General features: G+C 72.2%; 21 protein-coding genes and 1 pseudogene. 9 read left to right on the top strand and 13 right to left on the bottom strand.

Features of this window, described 5'->3' with window-relative positions:
• Positions 1-37: 37 nt before the first annotated feature.
• From mmsB to chvE, 3 genes are read right to left on the bottom strand one after another with little or no spacing between them, the layout of a single operon-like run.
• Positions 38-1,255, bottom strand: a complete 1,218-nt coding sequence (gene mmsB, locus ACZ6TV_RS27110; protein WP_465300076.1) for a multiple monosaccharide ABC transporter permease — start codon at positions 1,253-1,255, stop codon at positions 38-40.
• Complete coding sequence (mmsA, locus tag ACZ6TV_RS27105) at positions 1,252-2,766, bottom strand: multiple monosaccharide ABC transporter ATP-binding protein (protein WP_465300075.1); 1,515 nt, start codon at positions 2,764-2,766, stop codon at positions 1,252-1,254. Before mmsA ends, mmsB begins: the two co-directional genes overlap by 4 nt.
• A gap of 35 nt (positions 2,767-2,801) precedes the next feature.
• A complete protein-coding gene (chvE, locus tag ACZ6TV_RS27100) occupies positions 2,802-3,932 on the bottom strand; it encodes a multiple monosaccharide ABC transporter substrate-binding protein (RefSeq protein ID WP_465300074.1) in 1,131 nt (376 codons plus the stop codon).
• A 223-nt stretch (positions 3,933-4,155) separates the two neighbouring features.
• Here chvE and ACZ6TV_RS27095 point away from each other — a divergent pair, with 223 nt between their 5' ends.
• Genes ACZ6TV_RS27095 through ACZ6TV_RS27085 form a run of 3 tightly spaced genes read left to right on the top strand, consistent with a single transcriptional unit; the run spans position 4,156 to position 6,955 of the window.
• Complete coding sequence (locus ACZ6TV_RS27095) at positions 4,156-5,487, top strand: AMP-binding protein (RefSeq protein WP_465300073.1); 1,332 nt, start codon at positions 4,156-4,158, stop codon at positions 5,485-5,487.
• A 48-nt stretch (positions 5,488-5,535) separates the two neighbouring features.
• A complete protein-coding gene (locus ACZ6TV_RS27090) occupies positions 5,536-5,970 on the top strand; it encodes a cold shock domain-containing protein (RefSeq protein WP_465300072.1) in 435 nt (144 codons plus the stop codon).
• A 1-nt stretch (position 5,971) separates the two neighbouring features.
• The gene (locus ACZ6TV_RS27085) at positions 5,972-6,955 is read left to right on the top strand and encodes an SDR family oxidoreductase (protein WP_465300071.1); all 984 of its coding nucleotides are present in this window, start codon (positions 5,972-5,974) and stop codon (positions 6,953-6,955) included.
• A gap of 59 nt (positions 6,956-7,014) precedes the next feature.
• Here the strand turns inward: ACZ6TV_RS27085 and ACZ6TV_RS27080 are convergent, their stop codons facing one another.
• The 5 genes from ACZ6TV_RS27080 to ACZ6TV_RS27060 form a co-directional block, all read right to left on the bottom strand.
• Positions 7,015-8,619, bottom strand: a complete 1,605-nt coding sequence (locus tag ACZ6TV_RS27080; protein ID WP_465300070.1) for a cellulase family glycosylhydrolase — start codon at positions 8,617-8,619, stop codon at positions 7,015-7,017.
• Positions 8,620-8,754: 135 nt separating this feature from the next.
• On the bottom strand, positions 8,755-9,471 hold the full coding sequence (locus tag ACZ6TV_RS27075; RefSeq protein ID WP_465300069.1) for a DUF305 domain-containing protein: 717 nt from the start codon (positions 9,469-9,471) through the stop codon (positions 8,755-8,757).
• A gap of 221 nt (positions 9,472-9,692) precedes the next feature.
• Positions 9,693-9,917 (bottom strand): hypothetical protein, encoded by a 225-nt coding sequence (locus ACZ6TV_RS27070; protein WP_465300068.1) that lies wholly within the window; start codon positions 9,915-9,917, stop codon positions 9,693-9,695.
• Positions 9,918-10,025: 108 nt separating this feature from the next.
• Positions 10,026-10,424, bottom strand: coding sequence for a hypothetical protein (locus ACZ6TV_RS27065; protein WP_465300067.1), 399 nt, complete (start codon positions 10,422-10,424; stop codon positions 10,026-10,028).
• A 55-nt stretch (positions 10,425-10,479) separates the two neighbouring features.
• Positions 10,480-11,064 carry a DNA mismatch repair protein MutL gene (locus ACZ6TV_RS27060; RefSeq protein ID WP_465300066.1) on the bottom strand — a complete coding sequence of 195 codons (585 nt, stop codon included), beginning with the start codon at positions 11,062-11,064 and terminating at the stop codon, positions 10,480-10,482.
• Positions 11,065-11,122: 58 nt separating this feature from the next.
• On the opposite strand from ACZ6TV_RS27060, the gene ACZ6TV_RS27055 reads away from it, so the two are divergent.
• The 5 genes and pseudogenes from ACZ6TV_RS27055 (at position 11,123) to ACZ6TV_RS27035 (ending at position 16,864) form a co-directional block, all read left to right on the top strand.
• Entirely contained in the window at positions 11,123-11,836 is a 714-nt protein-coding gene (locus ACZ6TV_RS27055) for a response regulator transcription factor (protein ID WP_465300065.1), read from the top strand.
• A pseudogene (locus ACZ6TV_RS27050) lies at positions 11,833-13,156 on the top strand (sensor histidine kinase); the annotation flags it as partial. The gene ACZ6TV_RS27055 and the pseudogene ACZ6TV_RS27050, both read left to right, overlap by 4 nt.
• A 73-nt stretch (positions 13,157-13,229) precedes the next feature.
• Positions 13,230-15,254 (top strand): cell wall-binding repeat-containing protein, encoded by a 2,025-nt coding sequence (locus ACZ6TV_RS27045; protein ID WP_465300064.1) that lies wholly within the window; start codon positions 13,230-13,232, stop codon positions 15,252-15,254.
• Between the two features lie 368 nt (positions 15,255-15,622).
• A complete protein-coding gene (locus ACZ6TV_RS27040) occupies positions 15,623-16,321 on the top strand; it encodes a hypothetical protein (RefSeq protein ID WP_465300063.1) in 699 nt (232 codons plus the stop codon).
• Positions 16,322-16,408: 87 nt separating this feature from the next.
• A complete protein-coding gene (locus ACZ6TV_RS27035; RefSeq protein ID WP_465300062.1) occupies positions 16,409-16,864 on the top strand; it encodes a hypothetical protein in 456 nt (151 codons plus the stop codon).
• 193 nt (positions 16,865-17,057) lie between these two features.
• Here the strand turns inward: ACZ6TV_RS27035 and ACZ6TV_RS27030 are convergent, their stop codons facing one another.
• Complete coding sequence (locus ACZ6TV_RS27030; RefSeq protein WP_465300061.1) at positions 17,058-17,438, bottom strand: VOC family protein; 381 nt, start codon at positions 17,436-17,438, stop codon at positions 17,058-17,060.
• 19 nt (positions 17,439-17,457) lie between these two features.
• Here ACZ6TV_RS27030 and ACZ6TV_RS27025 point away from each other — a divergent pair, with 19 nt between their 5' ends.
• Positions 17,458-18,084, top strand: a complete 627-nt coding sequence (locus ACZ6TV_RS27025; protein ID WP_465300060.1) for a winged helix-turn-helix transcriptional regulator — start codon at positions 17,458-17,460, stop codon at positions 18,082-18,084.
• Between the two features lie 8 nt (positions 18,085-18,092).
• On the opposite strand, the gene ACZ6TV_RS27020 is transcribed toward ACZ6TV_RS27025, so the two are convergent.
• The 4 genes from ACZ6TV_RS27020 to ACZ6TV_RS27005 all read right to left on the bottom strand — a co-directional run bounded on the left by ACZ6TV_RS27020 (position 18,093) and on the right by ACZ6TV_RS27005 (position 23,118).
• Positions 18,093-18,626, bottom strand: a complete 534-nt coding sequence (locus ACZ6TV_RS27020) for a TetR/AcrR family transcriptional regulator (protein ID WP_465300131.1) — start codon at positions 18,624-18,626, stop codon at positions 18,093-18,095.
• 77 nt (positions 18,627-18,703) lie between these two features.
• On the bottom strand, positions 18,704-20,851 hold the full coding sequence (locus ACZ6TV_RS27015; RefSeq protein WP_465300059.1) for a YhgE/Pip family protein: 2,148 nt from the start codon (positions 20,849-20,851) through the stop codon (positions 18,704-18,706).
• The gene (locus ACZ6TV_RS27010; protein WP_465300058.1) at positions 20,848-21,411 is read right to left on the bottom strand and encodes an ATP-binding cassette domain-containing protein; all 564 of its coding nucleotides are present in this window, start codon (positions 21,409-21,411) and stop codon (positions 20,848-20,850) included. The genes ACZ6TV_RS27015 and ACZ6TV_RS27010 overlap by 4 nt, the downstream gene beginning before the upstream one ends.
• Positions 21,412-21,492: 81 nt before the next feature.
• On the bottom strand, positions 21,493-23,118 hold the full coding sequence (locus ACZ6TV_RS27005) for a methyl-accepting chemotaxis protein (RefSeq protein ID WP_465300057.1): 1,626 nt from the start codon (positions 23,116-23,118) through the stop codon (positions 21,493-21,495).
• Positions 23,119-23,380 lie beyond the last annotated feature (262 nt).

Genomic DNA, 23,380 nt, shown 5'->3' with positions numbered 1-23,380 from the left:
GGTGCGTGTCCCGCCCAGGCCGCGCACCGGGGACCGCTCAGCGGCTGCGGCCCGCCCGCCGCTTCGCCCAGACGTCGAAGGCGACCGCCGCGAGCAGTACCAGACCCTTGACGAGCATGACGCGCTCGCTCGGGGAGCCGATGAGGGACATGCCGTTGTTGATGACGGCCATGATGAGGCCGCCGGTGATGGCGCCGACGACCTTGCCGACGCCGCCCTGCACCGCGGCGCCGCCGATGAACGCCGCCGCGATCGCGTCGAGCTCGAAGGCGTTGCCGGCGGTCGGGCCGGCCTGGTTGAGGCGGCCGGCGAAGATGACGCCCGCGATCGCCGACAGCAGGCCCATGTTCACGAAGATCCAGAACGTGACCGACTTGACCTTGACCCCGGACAGGCCGGCGGCCTGCAGGTTGCCGCCGACGGCGTAGATGTGCCGGCCGAAGACGGTCCGCTGGGAGATCAGCGTGTACAGCAGGACCAGCGCGGCGAGCAGGACCAGCACCCACGGCAGGTTCTTGAAGCGGGCCAGCTGGACGATGATGAACATCAGCACGACCGACGCGCCGGCGATCTTCGCCGCGAAGACAGGCACGCTGTCGACGGCCTGCCCGTAGCCGACCCGGGCGCGCCGGGCCCGCCACTGCACGACCACGATGCCGGCCACCGCCGCGAGGCCGACCAGCAGCGTGAACAGGTCCGCCCCGCCGAGCACGCCGAGGCCCACGTTGCGCAGGAAGCCGGGCGTGAAGCCGTTGGCGAGGGTCCGCACGTCGTCGGGGAACGGCCCGATGCCCTGGTTGCCCAGGACCGTCATGGTCAGCGCCCGGAAGACCAGCATGCCGGCGAGGGTGACGATGAAGGCGGGGATGCCGAAGTACGCGATCCAGAAGCCCTGCCAGGCCCCGATCAGCGCCCCGACGGCGAGCGTCGCCAGGATCGCCACGGGCCACGGCACGTCGAGGTCGACCATGAGGACCGCGGCGACGGCACCGGTGACGGCGACGACCGAGCCCGCCGACAGGTCGATGTGCCCGGCGATGATGATCAGGATCATGCCGATGGCGAGGATCAGGATGTACGAGTTCTGCACGACGATGTTGGAGATGTTCTGCGGCTCCAGCAACGCGCCGGACGTCAGGATCTCGAACAGCACCACGATCGCGGCGAACGCGAGGTAGATGCCGCTCTGCCGCAGGTTGACCGAGAACCGGGTCGGCGCCACGGTCTCCGTCTCGGCGTCCAGGAGAGCCGTCATGAGCGTTCCCCAAATCTGGTCATGAGCTGCATCAGCCGCTCGGGGGTCGCGTCGGCGCGGGACACCTCACCGGTGACCCGGCCCGCCGACAGGGCGTAGATGCGGTCGCAGATGCCGAGCAGCTCGGGCAGCTCGGAGGAGATGACGAGGATCGCCTTGCCCTCGTCGGCGAGCCGGTTGATGATCGTGTAGATCTCGTACTTGGCGCCGATGTCGATGCCGCGGGTGGGCTCGTCGAGGATCAGCACGTCAGGATTCGTGAAGATCCATTTGGCCAGCACGACCTTCTGCTGGTTGCCGCCGGACAGCGTGCCGGTGACCGCGCCGACGCCGGGTGCCTTGATGTTGAGGCTCTTGCGGTACTCCTCGGCGACCTGGAACTCGCGGTTGTCGTCGACCCAGCCGGCGCGCGCGACCCGCGGCAGCGCGGCGCCGGAGACGTTGCGCTGGATGTCCTCGATGAGGTTGAGGCCGTAGCGTTTGCGGTCCTCGGTGGCGTAGGCGATGCCGTGCGCGATCGCGTCGCCGACCGTGCGCAGCTCCACCGGCACGCCGTCCTTGTAGACCCGGCCGGTGATGCCGGTGCCGTAGCTGCGGCCGAAGATGCTCATCGCCAGCTCGGTGCGGCCCGCGCCCATCAGCCCGGCCAGGCCGACGATCTCGCCGCGGCGCACCGACAGCGCCGCCTTGTCGACGACGACCCGGCCGTGCTGGGTGGGGCTGTGCACGGTCCAGTCCTCGATCCGCAACGCCTCGTCGCCGATGCTGGACGTGTGCGGCGGGAACCGGTGCGAGAGGTCCCGGCCGACCATGCCGGAGATGATCCGGTCCTCCGACACGTTCTTGCCCCGCATGTCGAGGGTCTCGATGGTCCGGCCGTCGCGCAGGATCGTGGTGGTGTCGGCGACCGCCTCGATCTCGTTGAGCTTGTGCGAGATGATCACGCAGGTGATGCCCCGCTCCCGGAACTCCAGCAGCAGGTCCAGCAGGTGCCGGGAGTCCGACTCGTTGAGCGCCGCCGTCGGCTCGTCCAGGATCAGCAGGCGGACCTCCTTCGACAGCGCCTTGGCGATCTCGACGAGCTGCTGCTTGCCGACGCCGAGGTCCATCGCGGGCGTGACGGGGTTGTCCCGCAGGCCGACCCGGCGCAGGAGCGCGCCGGCGTCGGCGTTGGTGCGGTTCCAGTCGATCAGCCCGCGGTGCACCCGCTCGTTGCCGAGGAAGATGTTCTCCGCGATCGACAGGTGCGGGATCAGCGCCAGCTCCTGATGGATGATGACGATGCCGCGCCGCTCGCTGTCGCGGATCCCTCCGAAGTGGCAAGGCTCCCCGTCGAACTGGATGTCGCCGGTGTACGAGCCGTGCGGGTACACCCCCGACAGCACCTTCATGAGGGTCGACTTGCCGGCGCCGTTCTCGCCGCAGATCGCGTGGATCTCCCCGCGGCGGACCTCGAGGTTCACATCCTGCAGCGCGGCAACGCCGGGAAACGTCTTGGTGATGCCGCGCATCCGCAGAATTACGTCGGTCTGAGCCTGGGACATGGCTACTTGAGGTCGCTCTCGGCGTAGTAGCCGGAGTCGACGAGGACCGACTTGTAGTTGGACTTGTAGACGATGACCGGGTCCAGCAGGTACGACGGGACGACCTTGTTGCCGTTGTCGTAGTCCTTGGTGTTGTTGGTCTCCGGCTTGCCGCCCTTGAGGACCGCGTCGGCCATCTTGACGGTGACGTCGGCGAGCTTGCGGGTGTCCTTGTAGATCGTCGCGTACTGCTCACCGGCGATGATGGACTTGACCGACGCCTTCTCCGCGTCCTGCCCGGTGACGATCGGGTAGGGCTGGCCGGCGGTGCCGTAGCCGCTGCTCTTCAGCGCGGACAGGATGCCGATCGACAGGCCGTCGTAGGGCGACAGGACACCCTGGACCTTGGTGCCGCCGACGTACGTCTTGGTGATGATGTCCTCCATGCGCTTCTGCGCCGTGGCGGGGTCCCACCGGAGGATGGCGACGGTCTTGAAGTCGGTCTGGGTGGACTTCACGACGAGCGTGCCCTTGTCGATGTACGGCTTGAGCGTGTCCATCGCGCCGTTGAAGAAGAACGTGGCGTTGTTGTCGTCGGGCGACCCGGCGAACAGCTCGATGTTGAACGGCCCGGTGGCCGTGCCGTCGGTGCCGTCCTCCTTCTTCAGGCCCAGGCCCACCAGCAGCGAGGTCGCCTGCTGCACGCCGACCTTGTAGTTGTCGAACGTGGCGTAGTAGTCGACGTTGGGCGACTTGCGGATGAGCCGGTCGTAGGCGATGACCGGGATCTTCTTGTCCGCCGCCTGCTGCAGCTGGGTGGTGATCGCGGTGCCGTCGATCGAGGCGATGATGAGCAGCTTCGCGCCCTTGGTGATCTGGTTCTCGATCTGGTTGACCTGGGTCGGGATGTCGTTCTCCGCGTACTGCAGGTCGACCTTGTAGCCGAGCTTCTCCAGGGCCGCCTTGACGTTGTCGCCGTCGGCGATCCACCGCTCGGACGACTTCGTCGGCATGGTCACGCCGATGAGGCTGCCGGCACCGGCGGCCGCGCCGGCTTCCTTGTCGGCGGTCTTCTCCGCCGAGCCGCACGCGGTGACGCTCAGCGCCACGGCCAGGCCGAGGCCGGCGGCGGCCAGTGCTCTGGGGAACTTCATCTGGGGGTCCTCCACGTGTGCGCAGGGTGCAGCGCCCGGTGACGCCTCGTGTGAGCGCTATCAACGGTGCCGGCATAAATCTGTGGGTGTCTTGGTCGTGGGTCGGCTTGAAAGCACAGAATCGTTTCAAGTCCGTGGCGGGGGTGTTGCTCGGGACAGTGTTAACGCTCACAAATGAAGGTGTCAAGACACCGTCGCATCACGAAATGGGAGGATGGTCGCCATGCGTCTGCTCGCCGGCACCACCGGCCCGGGATCCATCGACCGGCCCGACGCGGTGACCGTCGACGGCCGCACCCTGTCGTCCGAGGCACTGCTGGGCGCGGCGCTCGCCGTCGCCGCCGACGTGCGCGGCGCGGCCACCGTCGCCGTCGACGCGACCCCGTCCCTGGAGACGGTCGTCGCGATCGTCGGCGGCCTGCTCGCCGGCGCCGCCGTCGTGCCCGTGCCGTCCGACGCCGGCCAGGCCGAGCGCGCGCACATCCTCGGCGACTCGGGCGCGGTCCTGCTGGACCCGGTCGACGTCGGCCGGCGCTCCTCGATCAGCCTGCCCGAGCCGGCCCCCGAGGACCCGGCGCTCATCATGTACACCTCCGGCACCACCGGCGCGCCGAAGGGCGTCGTGCACACGCACGCGTCCCTCGAGGCCGGGGTGGACGCCGTCGCCGACGCGTGGGACTGGACCGCCGGCGACCGGCTCGTGCACGGGCTGCCACTGTTCCACGTGCACGGGCTCGTCCTCGGGGTGCTGGGTGCGTTGCGGGCGGGCTCGCCGCTCGTACACACGCGGAAACCGGAGCCCGAGCGGTATGCCGCCGCCGGTGGGACCCTCTACTTCGGCGTGCCGACCGTCTGGTCGCGGGTGTGCGCGCAGCCCGCGGCGGCCCGTGCGCTCTCCCGCGCCAGGCTCCTGGTGTCCGGCAGCGCCGCCCTGCCCGTGCCCGTGTTCGACCGGCTGCGCGCCCTCACCGGGCACGCGCCGGTCGAGCGCTACGGCATGACCGAAACGCTGATCACGATCAGCGGCCGTGCCGACGGCCCGCGCCGCGCCGGCCACGTCGGCGTCCCCGTGCAGGGCGTGCAGACCAGGGTCGCCGCCGAGGAGGGCGGCATCGGCGAGCTCTGGGTGCGCGGTCCGATGCTGCTGCGGCGGTACGTCCACCAGGCGGCCGACCTGGAGGACGGCTGGTTCCGCACCGGGGACATCGCCCGCAAGGACCCGGACGGATGGCACCGCATCGTCGGCCGCGCCTCCACCGACCTCATCAAGTCCGGCGGCTACCGCATCGGCGCGGGCGAGGTCGAGGACGCGCTCCTCGCGCATCCCGCGGTCCGCGAGGCGGCCGTGATCGGCACCCCGCACGCGGACCTCGGCCAGGCAGTCACCGCCTACGTCGTCGTCTCCGCCGCGGTCGCCGAGCGCGAGCTGGAGGACTTCGTCGCCCGTCACCTCTCCGTGCACAAACGACCTCGCGTCGTGCACCTGGTCGAGTCGCTCCCCCGCAACGCCATGGGCAAGGTGCAGAAGAAGCGTCTCGGTGGTCCTATGCTCTGATGTGCCGGACCCTGCGGACGCGGGCCGGTTCGATGGCTGGTGGTGGTCGTGGTGGAGACAGGCAGAATTCTGCGGTTCGACGAGGTGCGCGGTTACGGGTTCATCGCGCCCAACGCGGGAGGCGAGGACGTGTTCGTCCACGCCAACGACTTCGGTGAGCAGCGGCACCTCGTGCATCCCGGCATGCGCGTCGAATACGAGGTCGAGGAAGGCGAGCGCGGCCTGAAGGTCGCCATGGTGCGCATCCTGGACGCCCCGGCGCGCCGCGAGCACACCCGCGCCGCCGCCCGCCCCGTGCACGACGAGGACGCCGAGCCCGGCGACGACGACGGCCTGTGCGACGTGCTCAGCAGCCGCGAGTTCTCCGCCGAGGTGACCGAGCTGCTCATCCAGCACGTCCCGTCGCTGACCGGCAGCCAGATCGCCCAGGCGCGCCAGCACCTGGTGAGCTTCGCGCGGACCCACGGATGGGTGGAGAGCTGAGTTGAAGGTCCTGTTCATCGGCGGCAGCGGCATCATCAGCTCCGCCTGCACCGCCCTGGCCGTGCGAAGCGGCATCGACCTGCATGTCCTCAACCGCGGCGCCAGCACCACGCGCCCGCTGCCCCCTGAGGTCACGGTCCTGCGCGGCGACATCCGGGACCCCGGGTCCGCCCGCTCGGCGCTCGCCGGGCACTCCTTCGACGCGGTCGTGGACTGGGTCGCCTTCACCCCCGAGCACGTGCACACGGACTTCGAGCTGTTCCGCGGCCGGACCGGGCAGTATGTCTTCATCAGCTCCGCGTCGGCCTACCAGACCCCACCGGCCCGGCTGCCGATCGTGGAGTCCTCGCCGCTGCGCAACCCCTTCTGGCAGTACAGCCGCGACAAGATCGCCTGTGAGGACCTCCTCGTGCAGGTCTACCGCGACAAGGGCTTCCCCGCGACGATCGTGCGCCCGTCACACACCTACGACCGCACCCTGTCCCCCTTCGACGGCGGCTGGACCGCCCTGGCCCGCATGCGCCAGGGCCGCGAGGTCGTCATCCACGGCGACGGCACCTCCCTGTGGACCCTCACCCACCACACCGACTTCGCCAAGGGCTTCGTCCCGCTGCTCGGCCACCCCCGCGCGATCGGCGACGTCTTCCAGATCACCAGCGACGACGTCCTGACGTGGAACCAGATCGCCGAGCACATGGCCGCCGCCCTCGGCGTCACCGCCAACCTCGTGCACGTCCCGTCCGACGCGATCGCCGCCGCCGACCCCGAGTGGGGCGCCGGCCTCCTCGGCGACAAGGCCCACTCGATGGTCTTCGACAACAGCAAGCTCCGCGCCCTCGTCCCCGGCTACACCGCCACCGTCCCGTTCCACGTGGGCGCCCGCGAGATCGTGTCGTGGTTCGACGAGGACCCGTCCCGCCAGGTCGTCGACGAGCGCTTCGACAAGGTCATGGACGACCTGGTCGCCCGTTACCGGGTCCACTAGGACCTGACCGCCGCACCGGCCCACGTGGGTGTGGACCGGTGCGGCGGCGGGAACCGCGGTCAGGAGCAGGCGACGCCGTTGAGCTTGATGTTGGTCGGGCCGGGGGTGGAGGGGCCGTTGGCGGTGAAGCCGACCGACACCGAAGCGCCCGGCGGCAGGGACGGCGCCCACGACGGGCCGGCGGCGGTGATCGTGGTGCCGGACTGGGTCACGGTGGCGTTCCAGCCGCTGCCGAGGGTCACGCCCGACGGGACCGTCCAGGTGATGACGAACGGGTTCGCGGCGACGGTGCCGGTGTTCTTCACCGTGACCGCGGCCTGGTAGCCGCCCTGCCACGCGTTGTCGACGCGGACCGTCGCGGTGCAGGAGATGCCGCCCTGGTTGCCGGACGGGGAGACCGACACCGAGGCGGACACCGAGGCCGACGCCGAACCCGTCGGGCCCGTCCCGCCGACCGGCGGGATCAGGTACGGCTGCAGGATCGACTGCTTCTGCTGGTTCACCGTCTTCCAGTCGTCGCCGACGATGCCGCCGGTGTCGCCGGAGTTCGGGTTCCACGACCAGTAGGTGAAGTCCATGCCGGTGACGCCGGTGCCCATGTACTCCATGAGCTTCTTCAGCCACAGCACGTCCTGCGGGCTCTGCAACGTCGAGCCGAACTCACCGACCAGCACCGGCGCGATGTTCTGCTTCTCCAGGTAGCCCCAGAACTGGTCCCAGATGGCGGGGAGGTTGTTGGGGAACGCCGGGTCGTCGAACCACGCCTGGTGGTAGACGGAGTTGCCGTACTCGTGCGCGGAGTAGACGAGCTTGTTCGGCTTGTTCAGCCGGACCGGGAACTGGCCCGCCTTCGAAAGGTTGCCGCCCCACCAGCCGCACGGCTCGTCGGGGATGTTGTCCCACGCGTTCGCGTTGCCACCGCTGGTGCAGCTGACGCCCTCGACGACGATGAGCCAGTTGGGGTTGACCTCGAGGATGGCGTTGCCGGCGCGTTCGGCGGCGAGGCGCCAGTCGCGGTTCACGTCGCCGCAGCCCCAGCACGAGCCGGTGCCGTTCGGGTCCGTGCCGTCGGCGTGCGGCTCGTTGTGCAGGTCGGCGCCGATGACGGTCGGGTTGTTCGCGTAGTGCGCGGCGAGGGAGCGCCAGTTGCTGATCCACGTCGACTCGGGCGTCGCCGCGACGTACCACAGGGCGCTCTGCCCCGCGCTCGTCGGGCGGTGCCGGTCCAGCAGGATGCGCATGCCCTTGGTACCGGCGTAGGCGACGACCTTGTCGAGGATCTGCAGCGGGGTCAGCCCCTGCAGGTCCGGGTTGGTGTAGCCGTCGACGCTGTTGGCGGTCGCGCCCGGCTTCAGGGCGTCCTCGGAGAACGGCACCCGCAGCGTGTTGTAGCCGAGACTGGCCATCTGGTCGATGTGGTCGCGCCACGGGCGGGCCCACAGGCCGTGGAACGTCTTGTTGTCGGTCTCCATGCCGAACCAGTTGAGGCCGGTCAGCCGGACCGGGTTGCCGCCGGCGTCGATGATCTGGTTGCCGCGGGTGCTCAGGTAGCCGGTGCCGGTGCCGCCGACGGCCGCCGATGCCGTGCTGTTGAGCCCGATGACGGCGACCGCGCCGACGACGGCCATGCTGCTGGCCGCGACGGCGGCCCAGAGTCTTCTCACCACACGCTCCTGTCGGTGGACAGCCGTCCGGGGTGCGGACGGCGTGGCCGACGCTAGGAGCGGTCGTCGCACGTGTCGTGGTTGCCGCCATGGTACGAAGAACGCCGCAGCTCAGCACGGTGAGCAGGGCGAAAGTTACATCGTCGGCAGCTGTGCCAGCAGCGCGCCGTGCGCGGCGAGGACCTGATCGGCGGTGGCCTTGGTCGCGGGGTCGGAGCCGTTCTTCGCCTCCGAGCCGCACAGCGCGGTCGTGCCGGTCAGGTGGTCGCGGAGCACCTCGACGATCTTCGCCGGCTGCTGCGCGGCGGGCAGCGCCCGGATCGCCGCCATGTCCGCGTCGACGACCATCCCGGGCAGGTCGTGCCCGGCGTGGATGCTGGAGTCCTCGACTGCGCCGCCGTCGGTGAGCGCCTTGCGCAGCGCGACGAGCTCGGTCTTGTGCCCGTCGGCGGCGGTCCGCGCGATCGGCGTCAGCACCGGGTCGCCCCCGGCGACGATGAGGTCGAACAGCTGCGCCGCGCTGGCGTCCAGGGAGATCATCAGCTGCAGGTACGCGATGTCGGTCGGGTTGAGCGACGTCACCGCGACCGGTGCGGTGCTGCGCTGCCCGGTGGGTGCCGCCGGCTCGTGCGCGGGCCGCGCCCAGAGGATCACCACGGCGAACGCGGCCACGAGCACGATCACGACCGCGCCGACCCGCCGCCACACGTCCCGGCCGCGGTCCTCCGCGTCGCTGTCGCGGTCCTCCGCGTCGCTGTCCTGCGCCGGCGGCACGGGGACGGCGGTCTTCTTCGCGACGTTCGGTTTCCGGGCCGTGCCCGGCTTCCCGGCGGGCTTCCCGGCCGGCTTCACGGCCGGCTTCCCGGCGGTTTTCGGCGGCGTCCGCTCCGCCGCCGTTTCCGTGGCGGCTTCCGTCGGTGCTTCCGTGGCCGTTTCCGTGCCGGCTTCTGCCGGTGCCTTTGTGGCCGCTTCCGTCGGTGTCTCCGTGGCCTCGGCGGCTTCGGTCGCCGGCTCCCCCTCGGTGCCGGTGGCCGTGGGTGGCGTCGGGGCTTCGGTGGTGGGGCGGTCCGACGTCACCGGGCGCCACCCCGGCCGCGGCGGGGAGGGAGGTCCGCCGCGGCAGGGGTGGCGGCCCCGGCCGACGACGCCGCGGCGCTGGGCGCGACCGCGGAGCGGTCCCCACGGGCGCGGTGCACCCCGTGGAGGCCGGTGGACACGACGCCCGCGCCGCGGGCCCGTTGGGCGGGCGGCGGCATGGTGGCGGGTGGCGGTCCCGCAACCGTCCGGGCGGTGGTCACGCATCGACGGTAAGCGCCGCAACCTGCGGATTGGCTTAGCTGAACTTTAAGATTTGTCCAGGTCGCCCCGACGTTTTCCGGCGCCGCGGATAACAGTTTTTCCGCGGATCACGCACCGAAGTGGTTGGTCTGCGTGTTGTGGTCGCCGACCTGCACGCCGCGGGAGTTCGTGATCGTGACGCCGGGCCTGGCCGGGAGCATGCCGGCGATCTCGGCGGCCAGCTCCGGGTCCCTGGCGAGGGCCGCCCGGACCTGCGCCCGCACGAGGTCGGTGAGCTCCTCGTCGGACGGTGCCGCGCCGAGGTCCGCGACGGCCTCCTCGATCTGGGCGCCGCGCCCGGACAGGAACAGCCGGCGCAGGACCCGCCGCCCGACGCCGACGGTCGCGTCCGCGGTCGCGTCGCTCGCCTGGTCGACGACCCGCTGGACGACGGCCGTCCCGTATGCGCCGGCCGCCGCGGAAACGAACGGCACGACCGCGCTGGTGACCTCGGCGATGTCGATCACGCTGCTACCTCCACGAGAGACGTCACCGCCTGTGTAGCACGCCGTGTCGATGCCGTCAGGTCCCGATGCGGGTGATGGTGCCGTGCGGGGCGCCCTGCCACCACATCGCGTCGACGAGGTAGGCGGCCTCGCCGCCTTCGGAGATGAACTGCACGACGAGCCGGTTCGGCTCCGTCTGCGCCCGCGACACCGAATAGCCGCTGCGGGGCGTGGCGGTGACGAGGGAGACGGCGCCGTCGCGGATGCGGATGACCGCGTCGCCGCCCTCGGAGCGGAACGAGCGCAGGTAGGTGTCGACGCCGTCACCGCCGGTCGTCACCGTCCAGCCGTCGACGACGCGGGCCGGGGCGGCGGTCGTCACCTTCGCCGACGGCGGCGGGGTGGCGGCACCGGAGGTGCGGGGCACGACCGTCGACGCGCCTGCGGTGGGCGAGACGGGCACGACGGACGACGGCGGCGGCAGGCCCGGCTGCGGGATCAGGTCGCCGGGTCCGCGGGCCTCGGCGGCCGGGACCGGCAGCGAGTCGGACGGCACGGCCGTGCGCAGCACGGGGCGCAGCGCCAGCGACGCGACGGCGATGCTCGCCGTGGTCGCCAGGCACCACAGCAGCACCGGCACCGCCGCACGTCTGACCCGCACACGCCGATCTTCTCACCCACTCCGCCTTGCATGGCAAACCCGGCGCTACGGTGTTGCCATGCCGCTGATCCTGCTCGTCGAGGACGACGTCGCCGTCTCCGGCGCCCTGTCCCGGGCGTTGACCGACGCCGGCCACGTCGTGCGCCCGGTCGGCAACGCCGGATCCGCGCTGCGGGTCATCGCGACCGACCCGCCGGACCTGGTCATCCTCGACCTCGGGCTGCCGGACATGGACGGCCTCGACGTGCTGCGGATGCTGCGCGGCATCTCCAACGCGCCCGTCATCGTCGCCACCGCCCGGCGCTCGGAGCGCGACATCATCCGGCTGCTCGACGCCGGCGCCGACGACTACGTGACGAAACCCTTCTCCAGCGCGCAAATGTCGGCGCGGATCAACGCGGTCCTGCGCCGCGGGCAGGGCACGCAGGGTTCCGCGGCGGTGCCGGCCGGGGTGACGATCGGCGCGCTGCACGTCAACCCGCAGCAGCGCTTCGCCTCCATCGGCGGGCAGCCGCTGCAGCTGACGAAGAAGGAGTTCGACCTGCTGGCCTACCTGGCGCAGCGGGCCGGCCGGGTGGTGAGCCGGCGGGAGCTGCTGACCGAGGTGTGGCAGCGGCCGGACAGCTCCGGCGAGGACCAGACGATCGACGTGCACGTGTCGTGGCTGCGCCGCAAGCTCGGCGAGAGCGCGACGGCGCCGCGCTACCTGCGGACCTTCCGGGGGGTCGGCGTCATGCTCGTCGACCCGGACCGGCCCCCCGCGCAGCCATGAGGAACGCGCTGATGCGCCTGTCGTTCGCGATCACCTCGATGATCGCGCTGGCGTTCCTCGTCCCGCTCGCCTATGTCACCAAGGAGATCGCGCACGACCGCGCGCTCGCCGAGGCGCGGTATCAGGCCGACGCGATGGTGGCGGCGCTCGCGTCCGCCTCGGGCAACGGGTCGGGCGCCCTGGACCGGGCCGTGGCGACCGTCCCGGCCGGGCAGAGCGGACGCCTCGCCGTGCACCTGCTCGGCGAGCCGACGGTCGGCACCGGCCACGCCGCCATCGCCGAGGTGGACCGGGCCGCGACGCAGGGCCGGTCGCTCACCGTGGACGCACCCGGGGGCGTCGCCTACCTGCAGACGGTGGTGCTGGACGGCGACCGGACCGCGGTCGTGGAGGTGTACGTCTCCGACGCCGACCTCAGCCGGGGCGTCGGCGCGGCGTGGCTGGCGCTGGTCGGGCTCGCGGTCGTGCTCATCGGCGGCTCGACCCTCGTCGCGGACCGGCTCGGCGCGCAGATCGTGCGGTCCACGAAGCAGCTCGCCGAGGGCGCGCGGGCGTTCGGCGACGGCGACCTGCACGCCCGGGTCGAGCCGGACGGCCCGCCGGAGCTGCGGGACGCGGCGCGCAGCTTCAACCGGATGGCGGACCAGATGGTCGCCTTCGCCGACGCCGAACGCGAGCTCGCCGCCGACCTGTCGCACCGGCTGCGCACGCCGCTGACCGCGCTGCGGCTGGACGCCGACGCGATGCCGCCCGGCCCGATCGGCGAGCGGATGCGGCAGGCGTTCGACGCGCTCGACGACGAGATCGAGCAGATCATCACGACCGCTCGGCGCTCGGCGGCGGACCGGGTGCCGGAGAGCACCGACCTGGTCGAGGTCGTCGCCGACCGGCTCGCGTTCTGGTCGGTGCTCGCCGAGGACCAGCAGCGTCCGTGGCGGGTCGTCGGCGGCCACGAGCCGGTGTGGGTGCCGGTCGCCGAGTCCGACCTGGTGTCGGCCGTGGACTGCATGCTCGGCAACGTCTTCCAGCACACGCCGGAGGGCACCGGCTTCGAGGTCCACGTGTCCCCGCGCGGCCTGATCGTCGACGACGCGGGACCGGGCATCGCCGACCCGGCCAAGGCGCTGCGCCGCGGCTCCAGCGGCGCCGGGTCGACCGGCCTGGGCCTGGACATCGTCCGCAGGGTCGCCGAGACCGCGGGCGGCCGCCTCGTCGTGGAGCGCGGCCCGCTGCGCGGCGCCCGCGTGGCGATCGTCCTGGAGCAGGCCGCGCTGACCGCGCCGACCCGCCCGCAGCGTCGGGTGGTGCGCTGAAAGGTCCGGCCGTTCAGCCCTGCCGCGCCGCCGCCGATGCCACATACACTCCCCGCTGATCATTCACGGGGAGGAATACCATGTCGTTCAGGCTCACCCGCCGCTCAGCCATGCTCGGCGCCATCGCCGCCGCCACCGCCACAGCGGCCGTCTCGGGGTCGCAGCGCCCCGCTCGCGCGACACCGCCGGGCTCGCTCGGGAAGATCACCTTCCTGCACCCGTCGGTCGGCGGGATCTTCATCGCCAACGCCGACGGCACCGACGCCAAACCGTTCGACATCCCCAACAGCGGCAGCACCGGAAGCTGGTCCCCGGACGGCAGCCGGTTCGTCTACGGCGGCGTGCACACCCCGCAGTCGGTGCGCGCGGACGGCAGCGACTACTTCCAGCTGGTCCCGAACACGGTCGACCCCGGCGGCGAGGACCCGGTCTACGCCTACGGCGGCCGGTACGTGATCTACCGGATGTTCAACAACGGCGACAACACGCTGTTCATCACCAGCGCCGGCGGCAACTGGGAGTTCAGCGTGCCGTTCCTCGGCATCCCCAACGACGGCCGGTACGCCCTGGGCCCCGCGGTCGCCGCCGACGGCGCGATCGTCTTCGACCGCCGCCCCTGGAACGTGTACGAGGGCTCCGAGATCTACCGGTTCGAGGAGTACGGCGTCGTCACCAAGATCATCGACAACGGCTGGGGTGCCGACTTCTCCCCGGACAGCAGCCGGCTCGCGTTCACCCGGAGCGACTCCGGCGGCGGAAGCCAGATCTGGCTCGCCGACGCCGACGGCACCAACCAGGTGCAGCTGACCTCGAAGGAGACCGAGGGCGGCTACATCAACCGCGAGCCCGCCTGGTCCCCGCAGGGCGACAGCATCCTCTTCACCAGCGCGGACGGCAACTCGAAGATCAAACGGATCGAGCTGGCCACCAAGAAGTACGTCACGATCGCCCCGAGCGGCAGCCGCCCCAGGTGGCAGCCGGTCGCGCAGAACGTCGTCGAGCGGGTCTGGGGTCAGACGGCGCTGGACACCGCGGTCGCGACCTCCCGGTACAACTGGGCCGACCACGGCGTCGACGACGGCATCCGCACGCAGGCGCAGGCCGTCGTGCTGTCCCGCGACGACGTCTACCTCGACGCGCTCGGCGGATCGGCGCTCGCGGTGCGCCGGCAGGGCCCCCTGCTGATCACCCCACCCGGCGGCCTGCACGCCTCCACCAAGGCCGAGATCCAGCGCATCCTCGCCCCCGGCGGCAAGGTGTACCTGCTGGGCGGCACCGTCGCACTGTCGGCCAAGGTCGAAAGCGCCGTGAAGGCCCTCGGCTACACCGTCGTGCGGCTGGCCGGCGCCACCGAGTACGACACCGCGATCGCCATCGCGAAAGAGATCGAGCCCTCCCCGAAGGCCGTCATCATCGCCACGTCGCTGAAGTACTACGACGCGCTCGCCGCGGGCGCCGCCGCCGGAGCCAACCCCGGCACCGTCATCGTCCTCACCGCCGGCGACACCATGCCCGCCGCGACCGCCGCGTACCTCAACAAGCTGCAACCCGACATCGACACCGGCACGAGAATGATCGGCGTCGGCGGGCCCGGCGTCCGGGCCCTGCTCAACGCCGCCAACGCCGGCAAGATGCCGTCCTGGCCGAAGAACTTCTTCTACTGGCCCGTCTACGGCGCGACCGAGTTCGAGACCGCGGTCGCCGTCGCCGACTTCTTCTTCGACGGTCCTCGCGTGGCGGCCGTGGCGACCGCGTCCACCTGGTTCGACGCCCTGACCGGCGGCGCGATGGTCGGCGGCAACTTCGGCCCGCTCCTGCTGTCCACCCCTGGCCAGCTCAGCGCGCCGACCGCCGCCTACTTCACCCGCAACGCCGCGTCCCTGAAATACGCCACCCTCCTCGGCGGCGTCCTCGCCCTGAAGGACGCGTTGATCGCCCCGCTCGGCGACGCGATCTCCATCCCCGGGCAGTACCGCTACGACCAGTACACGGAGACCTACACCCCGACGCAGAAGTCCCTGTCCCGGCCCGCCCCCCGCGCGTCGGCCACCGGGCGGTCACGGATCCCGGGGCTCACCACACGGAAGCCGCAGCAGGCCGGCTGAGCCGACAGGCGGGCGTCAGGCGGCGGGTCCGGTCAGGTCGACGGGCCGTACCGGGCGAACAGCTCGACGGCCCCGAGCCGCGCCAGGTGCCGCGGGAGACGCCGGTCGAGCGGCGGATGAACTGGACGCCGTCGACGACCGGGGCGCGGCGGTCGAGCCTCCAACGGCCCTGGTATCTGACGGACCTGCAGGGCATGGGGCGGTAGCCGGGTGCCGGACCCGGTCGGCCATGGATGATCGGACGTTGCGCTGACGATTGCAACCCGAGGCCGGCAATAGGCTGCCGCGATGGTCGACGCGCCCATGTGGACAGATATCGCCAGCACCATCACCGGGTTCGTCGGCGGAGCCGCAGGCATCGCCGCCTCGTGATTGCGATCCGATCGAACCGCGTCTCCACGACGGCGAACGAAGTCGCGGAAGAGGGCAACCAGAAGGCAGACAAGGCAAACAAGCTTGCCGACGAGGCGAACAAGATCGCCCGCGAGTCGACGACGGTCTCCCATGACGCGAACGCGATCGCGATCGCGTCCAAGGATGCTGCGGCGACAGCGAACGACATCGCCGAGGAGGCGCTGCAGGTGTCCCGCGACTCGGCGGTATCGGCCCGGGAATCCGCGGACGCGACGCTGGCCGCGTTGAAGATGGAGCGAATCGCTCGGCACGAGGTGATGCGTCCGGTGACGCCTGGCACCTTGCCCACGGAGTGGCGCGACGGAGCCGACGGGCAGGACTTCCTCGTCGCTGAGGTCGTCGTCAACCGCGACTGCCGGGTACAGGCCGAGGCGCTTATGGGCGGCGGTTCATCGAGCCCATTGGCAATCGAGGCGGTGCTTCACGCTGACCGTCCGACATCGCTGTTCGTTGAGTCGTTCGCCCCAAGCCAGACCGAGCCGAGGGTCGAGGCGATCCGGCTGCGGTTCTGGCCGCCGGTAGCAGGAGACGGAGTCGATGCCTGGAAGTGCGGTTGCGGTCAGCCGGAGCTGGCTGACGGCGGCGCAGGGCATTGGACGAGGACTGTCCGCCTTATGCACCCGAACCCACCTGCAGGTGGGTACGGCACCTGAGTAACGCCGCAGCTTTTGAAGTCCAGCCGTTTCAGCTTGGGCGCCTCGTTTCACGGCCGTGCCCCGCCCTGACCTTGGAGCCGCCTGATGCGTCGAACCGTCCTCGCCCTCGCTGTCGCAGCGGGTCTCGGCGTCGCCTGCGGTGGCAAACCCGCCGCCACCCCGAAAGCGGATCCGGGTGCCCATGCCGCCGTGGCGACGAGCGCGGCCAGCCCGACCACGTCTGTGGGCTGGGTCAGCGCTGAGGCCGCCGCGGGTATCCCGCCGAAGCCCGACACGGCGACGCAGGCCGCGTACATCGCGGACCTGCGCGCCATCGACCCGGACATCATCGGTAAAAAGGACGAGCGGACGATCGTCGACCGGGGGCGCGATCAGTGCTCGAGCATCAAGCGCTTCCCGAAGGACCGGGCGAAGCTCGTCGACCTCACGAACAAGCGGTTCACGGCGCCGGACCATCCGGAAGGGTTCGGGCCGGCGGTGGCGGCGAAGATCCTGGACGTGGTGCACAAGCGGCTGTGCCCGACGTACCCGATGGGCTGAGCCCGGCCGACCGTTGAAACCTCGACCGCTTCTGCTGTGCCGGTCGCCTTGATCGCGTCGGCCGGGTCCCGCAATGGTCTACGTCGAACAGGCGACTTGGACCGACGTTGCACAGGCGTGGGAAACCGTGATCGGCGCGACCGTGTCCACGCCGCCGCCGTACACGCCGGGCCCGCGCGTCGGCCACCGGGCCTCAGGCGGCGGGGCCGGCGAGACCGATCAGGTTGCCCTCGGGGTCGGTGAACTGGGCGACCACGAGGTCCCTGCCGGGTGCCCGCTCCGGACCCATCCGGCGGGTGCCACCCAGGCGCTCCGCCTCCCGCAGCGCGGCCGCCACATCGGGCACCCCGACATAGAACACCGTCTGCGGCGTGAAGCCCTCGCCGCCGCCGACGCCGCCGGGGACGCCGCCGCCCGTCTCGGTGAAGCCGTAGTCACCCGCGGCGGACACCGACGGGGCGACCGGTGCGCTCGTGTCGAACTCCCAGCCGAACAACTGACCGTAGAAGTCCCGCAGCCCGGCGGGGTCCGCGCCGATGACCTCGACGTGGACGACGTTGTTTTTCACAGCCATGAGGTTGTACGTTACCACCATGCCGACCACCCGCAGCTACGGCGACGCGTGCACGATCGCCCGGGCCCTCGACGCCGTCGGGGAGCGGTGGGCGCTGCTCGTCGTGCGGGAGCTGCTGCTCGGGCCGCGCCGCTTCTCCGACCTGCGCCGCGGCCTGCCCGGTGCCAGCTCCAACCTGGTCGCCGACCGCCTCCGCGAGCTGGAGTCCCGCGGCGTCCTGCACCGCCACCGCCTGCCCCCGCCCGCCGCCTCGTGGATCTATGACCTGACCCCGCACGGCCGTGGCCTCGAAGCGGTGCTGGCCGCCCTCGGCGCATGGGGTGCCGCGCTGCCCCGCCCCGCGGAGCCGTTCACCCTGAGCGCCACGTCGGTCCTGCTGTACCTGCGCGGCGCCGCCCGGCCGGACCGGACCGCGGCCTACCGGATCGAGCTGCGCACCGCCCCGGACACCGTCGAGGTGTGGACGGTCCGGACCGCACCCGGCCGGGTCGACGTCACCCAGGGCGCCCCGGACCACGCCGACGCGAGCATCATCACGGATCCCCGCGCCCTCAACGACCTGCTGGCCGATCCGTCCACATTGGACTCGTACGAGGTCGGCGGCGACCGCGAGTCGCTGCGCCGCCTGGTGACGCTCGGCCCCTGAGCCTGGCCTCAGACGCCGACCCGGGCCCGGATGACGGTGATGAGGGCGTCCTGGACGTCGGACAGGGAGCGGTCGGGTTCGAAGACGAGCCAGTCGACGGCAACCACGAGGCAGACGCCGAAGAGGGCCGCCGCGGCCATCCGCACGTCCAGCGCCGCGTCGAACTGGCCCTCGTCGACGCCGCGGCGCAGGACGAGGGCGATGACGTCGACGGCCTCGCTGCGCAGCAGTTGCAGGGTCTGGTGCCATTCGCGGTTGGTGCGCCACATCTCCGACAGCAGCAGCTGGGCGAAGGAGCGGTGCCGCTCGATGTACGCCAGTTCGGCCCGGATCAGCGCGAGGACGGCCTCCGGCGGTGCGAGGCCCTCGACGGCGGTGCGGAAGTCGGCGGTGAGGATGCCGACGCCGTGCCGGAGCAGCTCCTCGAAGAGGGCGTTCTTCGAGGGGAAGTTGTAATACACCGTGCCCTTGGCGACGCCGGCGCGCAGGGCGATGTCCTCGACGGTCGTGGCGGAGAAGCCGTGCTCGGCGATGAGCTCCATCGCCGCCTCGTACAGCCGCTGCCGGGTGCCGGTCCGGCGACGCGTCCGACCGTCCTGTTCCAACGACCTACAACCCCCTACATCACCAGGTCCGGGTGCAGCTTCGCCGGCGTCAACCGGCGCCCGCGCCACGCGGCCAGGGTCGTCAGCGTGAACGCGAGCGCGGCGAAGCCGGCCAGGACCAGGGCCCCGGTGACGACCGTACCGCCAGGGCCCCCGTTGACGAGGTGCCGGACCCCTGACACGACGTACGTCATGGGCAGGAACGGGTGGACGGCCTGCAGGAAGCCCGGGGTGGTCTCGATCGGGTACGTGCCGCCGGACGACGTGAGCTGCAGCATCAGCACGGCGAGCGCGGCGAGGCGGCCGGCCGCGCCGAGGCGGGCGCCGAGCCACTGCACGATCGCCGTGAACGCGACCGCCGTCAGGCACAGGAAGGCGTACATCCCGAAGGGGTGCGCGGGGTGCAGGCCGAGGGCGAAGCGCACGACCAGGAACAGCGCCGTCGCCTGGACCACGCCGACGACGAGGCCGGGCAGCCAGCCGGCGAGGGCCGCGCGGTGGGCGGGCGCGCCGGAGACCAGGTGCCGGCGGGTCAGCGGGCGCAGCACCATGTAGCTGATCATCGCGCCGACCCAGAGGGCGAGGCCGAGGAAGTACGGCGCGAACCCGGCCCCGTACGTCGCGGCGGGGTGCTCGGTGTCGCGGTCGAGGGCGACGGGGTCGCCCAGCACGCCGGCGCGTTCGGCGCGGGTGTCGGGGTCGTAGCCGGGAATGGCCGCCGCGCCGTCGGACAGGCCGCGGGCCAGCCGGCTGGCGCCGTCGGAGAGCTCACCGAGCCCGCCGGCGAGCCGGTGCCCGCCGTCGGAGAGGGCGCCGAGGCCGTCGTCGAGCTGCTGGGCGCCGGTGGCGAGGCGGAACAGCCCGCCGGACAGGTCGCGGGCGCCGCCGGACAGGGCACCGGTGCCGTCGTGCAGCCGGGCGGCGCCGCCGGCGAGCTGGTCGAGGCCGTCGGCGAGCTGGTCGACCTGCGCGCGGGCGGCGGCGACGTCGTCGGCGAGGTGCGGCGCGGCGGCCGCGACCTGCCGGGCGAGCCGCGACGCGCGGTCCAGGTCGGCGCGGACGGCGGCGAGGTCGCCGGTCTCCAGGCGGGTCTGCACCAGCCGGGCGGCGGTGACGGCGTCGTCCGCGGCGGCGACGGCCGCCTGGTACTCAGGACTGCCGGCGATCTGCGGGTAGCGCCGGCCCAGCTCGGCGAGCGACGACCGGGTGGCGGTCGCGCGCTGGGTGGCGGTGGTGGCGAGGGCGGGCAGCGCGTCGAGGTGGTCGCGGAGCAGGTCGGCGCCGTCGGCGATGCTGGTCGCGGCGGTCTCGATCAGCGCCGCGTTGTCGCGCAGCACCGGCTCGACCGTGTCGGCGGCGGCGCCGACCTTGGTGGCGAGCAGCCGCCCGCCGGCCGCCGCCTGGGCGGTGCCGTCGGCGAGCTGCGCGGCGCCCTGGTCGAGGGCGACGAGCCCGTCGTACAGCTGCTTCGAGCCCTTCGCGGCCTGGTCGAGCCCGCTCGCCAGCGAGCCGGCGCCGCCCGCGGCCTGGTCGAGCCCGCCGACCAGGGAGCCGGCGCCGGCACCGGCCTGGGTGGCGCCGTCGGCGAGCTGACCGGCGGCGTCGGCGGCCTGCGCGGTCCGCGTCTTGAGGTCGGTGAAGCCGATCAGCATCCGGTCGAAGTAGCCGCCGGCGACGGACGCGGCGGCGCTGGCCCTGACCTCGGTGAAGACGCTGCGCGACAGCTGGCCGGTGAGGTAGTTGGTGGCGTCGTCGTTGACCACGAGCAGCCGGCCGCCGGTCGGGTCGCGGTCCGGATCGGGCGGGGTGACCAGCGACGCGGAGAAGTCCGCCGGGATCTCGAAGATCAGCTGGTACCGCCCGTCGGCGAGCCCCTCGCGGGCGGCCGCCTCGGTGGTCTGCTGCCAGCCGAACACGTCCCGGCGCAGGAGCTTGGCGGTGAGGTCGTCGCCGGCGTGCACGGTGCTGCCGTCGGCGGCCGTCGCCGGCCGGTCCGCGTTGACGACGGCCACCGGGATGTGGCGCATGTTGCCGTACGGGTCCCAGAACGCCCACAGGTACAGCGCCCCGTACAGCAGCGGGATCAGGGCGAGGACGGCCAGCGCGGCGACCGTGATCGGCGCGCGGGTGAAGCGCCGCAGCTCGAACAGGGCGAGTCTCATCGGTGTCCCTCCAGGGCGAAGGCACGGCCGGCCGCGCACTCCCGGGCGGCGGCGACGACGGCGGTCCCGTCGCCGGTGAGCGCGGTCAGCGCGCCTTCGAGCTCGAGCAGCTCCGCGGCGGACAGTCCGAGGTCGATGTCGTCGACGACGATCGCGGCCGGGCCGGCCATCCCGGCGAGGGTGAGCCCGAGCAGCTGCCGGCCGAGCGCGTCGAGGTCGCGGCCGAGGGTGCCGGGGTCCAGCGGCAGGTCCGGGGTCTTCCTGAGCCGGCGGCGGCCGAGCAGGACGCGGCGCTCCTCGATGTGCTCGGCGACGGTCAGCGCGGGCTCCGGCTCGTGCACGCCGGAGACGTGGCCGAGCGCGACGACGCCGTCCCGGCGGACGGTGCCGGCGCTGGTCCTGAAGCAGCCGGCGAGGGCGAGCAGCAGCGAGGTGCGGCCGCTGCCGGCCGGGCCGGTGACCGTGACCCGCTCCCCCGCCCCGACGTCGAGATCCACGTCCCGGAACACCCAGCCACGCCGGGTCCGGGCGCTCAGCCCACGCGCTTCCACCACGGTCACCGCGACCTCCGACCAACTTGTACTGACCAGTCAGTCTAAAAACATGGTCGCGCGGTGACGCAAACGAATGTGTGTGACGTCTCAGACCCGGAAGTTCGCCACCAGGGTCTGCACCTCGTGCGACATGCGCGCGAGCTCGGCCGACGTGCGCTGCGACTCGGCGACACCCTCCGTGGTGACCTGCGCGGCAGCGGCGACGGACCCGATGCTGGCGGCGATCTCACCGATTCCGCCGGCCGCCTCGGCGACCCCGCGGTTCATCTCGGCGGTCGTGGCGGTCTGCTCCTCGACCGCGGACGCGATGGTCAGCTGATAGTCGTTGATCTTCGAGATGATCTCGCCGATGTCGCGGATCGCGGCGACGGCGGTGTCCGTGTCGGCCTGGATGCTGGCGACCCGGCGGGAGATGTCCTCGGTGGCCCGCGCGGTCTCCTGGGCCAGGTCCTTCACCTCGGTCGCGACGACCGCGAACCCCTTGCCCGCGTCACCGGCGCGGGCCGCCTCGATCGTGGCGTTGAGCGCGAGGAGGTTGGTCTGCTCGGCGATCGACGTGATCGTCTTGACCACGTTGCCGATCTCCTGCGACGACTCGCCGAGCTTCGACACCGTGGCGTCGGTCGCATGCGCGGCGGACACCGCCTCCCCGACCACGATCGCGGCCTCGTTGGCGTTCTGCGAGATCTCCCGGATCGACAGGCTCAACTCCTGCGAACCGGCCGACACGGTGTGCACGTTGCGGGTCACCTCGTCGGCGGCGGTCACCACGACGGCCACCTGGCCGCTGGTCTGCACGGCACTCGCGGCGATCTGCGTGCTCGTCCCCGACAGCTGCTCCGCCGCGGCCGCGAGGGCCGACGACGTCCGCCCCAGCGTCTGCACCGCCGTGCGCATGCTCTGCGTCGCCCGGTTGAGGGCGCCGGCCATGACGCCCACCTCGTCGCGGGTGTCGACGTCGAGGTGGCCGCTGAGGTCCCCGTCGGCCATCATCGTCAGCACGCCGCCGACCTGCCGGATCGGCCCGACGATCCGGCGGACGGTGACCCAGCCGAGGGCGGCGGCGACGAGACAGCCGCCGACCAGGCAGGCGACGATCGTGGCGCGGCTGGTGGAGTACTGGTCCGCGTTGCGCTCCGCCGCGGCCCGCGCGGCCGCCGACTCGAACGCGGCGAGCCCGTCCAGCGCCTCGTTGGCCGCGCCGACCAGCGGCTCGGCCGCGGACCGGTAGATGCTCGCGAACAGCGCGTTGTCGCTGTCGGTCGCGGCCGGGATCAGCTTGCTGTCGCGCACGGCGTGCAGGCCGGTCACCGCCTGCCGGAGCGCGGCGACCAGCGGCCGCTGCGTGGCCTGCAGGCCGAGCGCCGCGTACCGGTCGATGCCCTTCGTCAGCCGGTCCGCCGCGTCGAGCGCGCGGGCGCGGTACTGGTCGGTCACCGCGGGCTGGTCGGCGATGTTCATCAGCGCGAGGGCGTTGATCTCGTCGTCGAGCGCGCCCTGGGTCTCGTTGAGCAGGCTGGTCGACAGCAGGTTGTCGGAGTAGATCGCGCCGGCGTTGGTGTTGGCGGTGCCCAGCGCCGCGAGCCCGGCCCACGCCACGACACCGCCGGCGAGCAGCGCGACCGCGAGCGCCGCGGTGATCTTCACCCCGATCCGGATGTCGCCGAACCACCGGCCCAGCCCACCGTAGCGGCGGGACGTCGTGCGCGTCATGGGCACCTCCTTTTGCCGTCCGTTCGGCGCACCCCACCCGCACCTGAGCGCTAACCGGTCATTTGCACCCGATGCGCGTCACGCGGGCCGAACCGTCCGTGCCGAGTTGAGCCAGGCCAGCCGAGCCGAGCCAGCCGAGCCGAGCCAGCCGGGCCGGGCCAGCCGGGCCGGGCCAGCCGGGCCGGGCCAGCCGGGCCGGGCCGGGCCGGGCGAGCCGGGCCAGCCGAGCCGGGCCAGCCGAGCCGGGCCGAGCGGGCCGAGA

This window comes from Dactylosporangium sp. NPDC051087, from assembly GCF_055586325.1.
The sequence above is the reverse complement of the archived record's forward strand: the minus strand, read 5'-3'. Positions and strand labels throughout refer to the sequence as shown.

Excerpts from the sequence above, each read along its gene's own strand:
- ACZ6TV_RS27025 (WP_465300060.1), top strand. The coding sequence starts at position 17,458 with ATGCCGACCACCCGCAGCTACGGCGACGCGTGCACGATCGCCCGGGCC.
- ACZ6TV_RS27035 (WP_465300062.1), top strand. The coding sequence starts at position 16,409 with ATGCGTCGAACCGTCCTCGCCCTCGCTGTCGCAGCGGGTCTCGGCGTC.
- ACZ6TV_RS27005 (WP_465300057.1), bottom strand. The coding sequence starts at position 23,118 with ATGACGCGCACGACGTCCCGCCGCTACGGTGGGCTGGGCCGGTGGTTC.
- ACZ6TV_RS27015 (WP_465300059.1), bottom strand. The coding sequence starts at position 20,851 with ATGAGACTCGCCCTGTTCGAGCTGCGGCGCTTCACCCGCGCGCCGATC.
- chvE (WP_465300074.1), bottom strand. The coding sequence starts at position 3,932 with ATGAAGTTCCCCAGAGCACTGGCCGCCGCCGGCCTCGGCCTGGCCGTG.
- ACZ6TV_RS27045 (WP_465300064.1), top strand. The coding sequence starts at position 13,230 with ATGTCGTTCAGGCTCACCCGCCGCTCAGCCATGCTCGGCGCCATCGCC.
- ACZ6TV_RS27020 (WP_465300131.1), bottom strand. The coding sequence starts at position 18,626 with ATGGAGCTCATCGCCGAGCACGGCTTCTCCGCCACGACCGTCGAGGAC.
- mmsA (WP_465300075.1), bottom strand. The coding sequence starts at position 2,766 with ATGCGCGGCATCACCAAGACGTTTCCCGGCGTTGCCGCGCTGCAGGAT.
- mmsB (WP_465300076.1), bottom strand. The coding sequence starts at position 1,255 with ATGACGGCTCTCCTGGACGCCGAGACGGAGACCGTGGCGCCGACCCGG.
- ACZ6TV_RS27055 (WP_465300065.1), top strand. The coding sequence starts at position 11,123 with ATGCCGCTGATCCTGCTCGTCGAGGACGACGTCGCCGTCTCCGGCGCC.
- ACZ6TV_RS27095 (WP_465300073.1), top strand. The coding sequence starts at position 4,156 with ATGCGTCTGCTCGCCGGCACCACCGGCCCGGGATCCATCGACCGGCCC.
- ACZ6TV_RS27030 (WP_465300061.1), bottom strand. The coding sequence starts at position 17,438 with ATGGCTGTGAAAAACAACGTCGTCCACGTCGAGGTCATCGGCGCGGAC.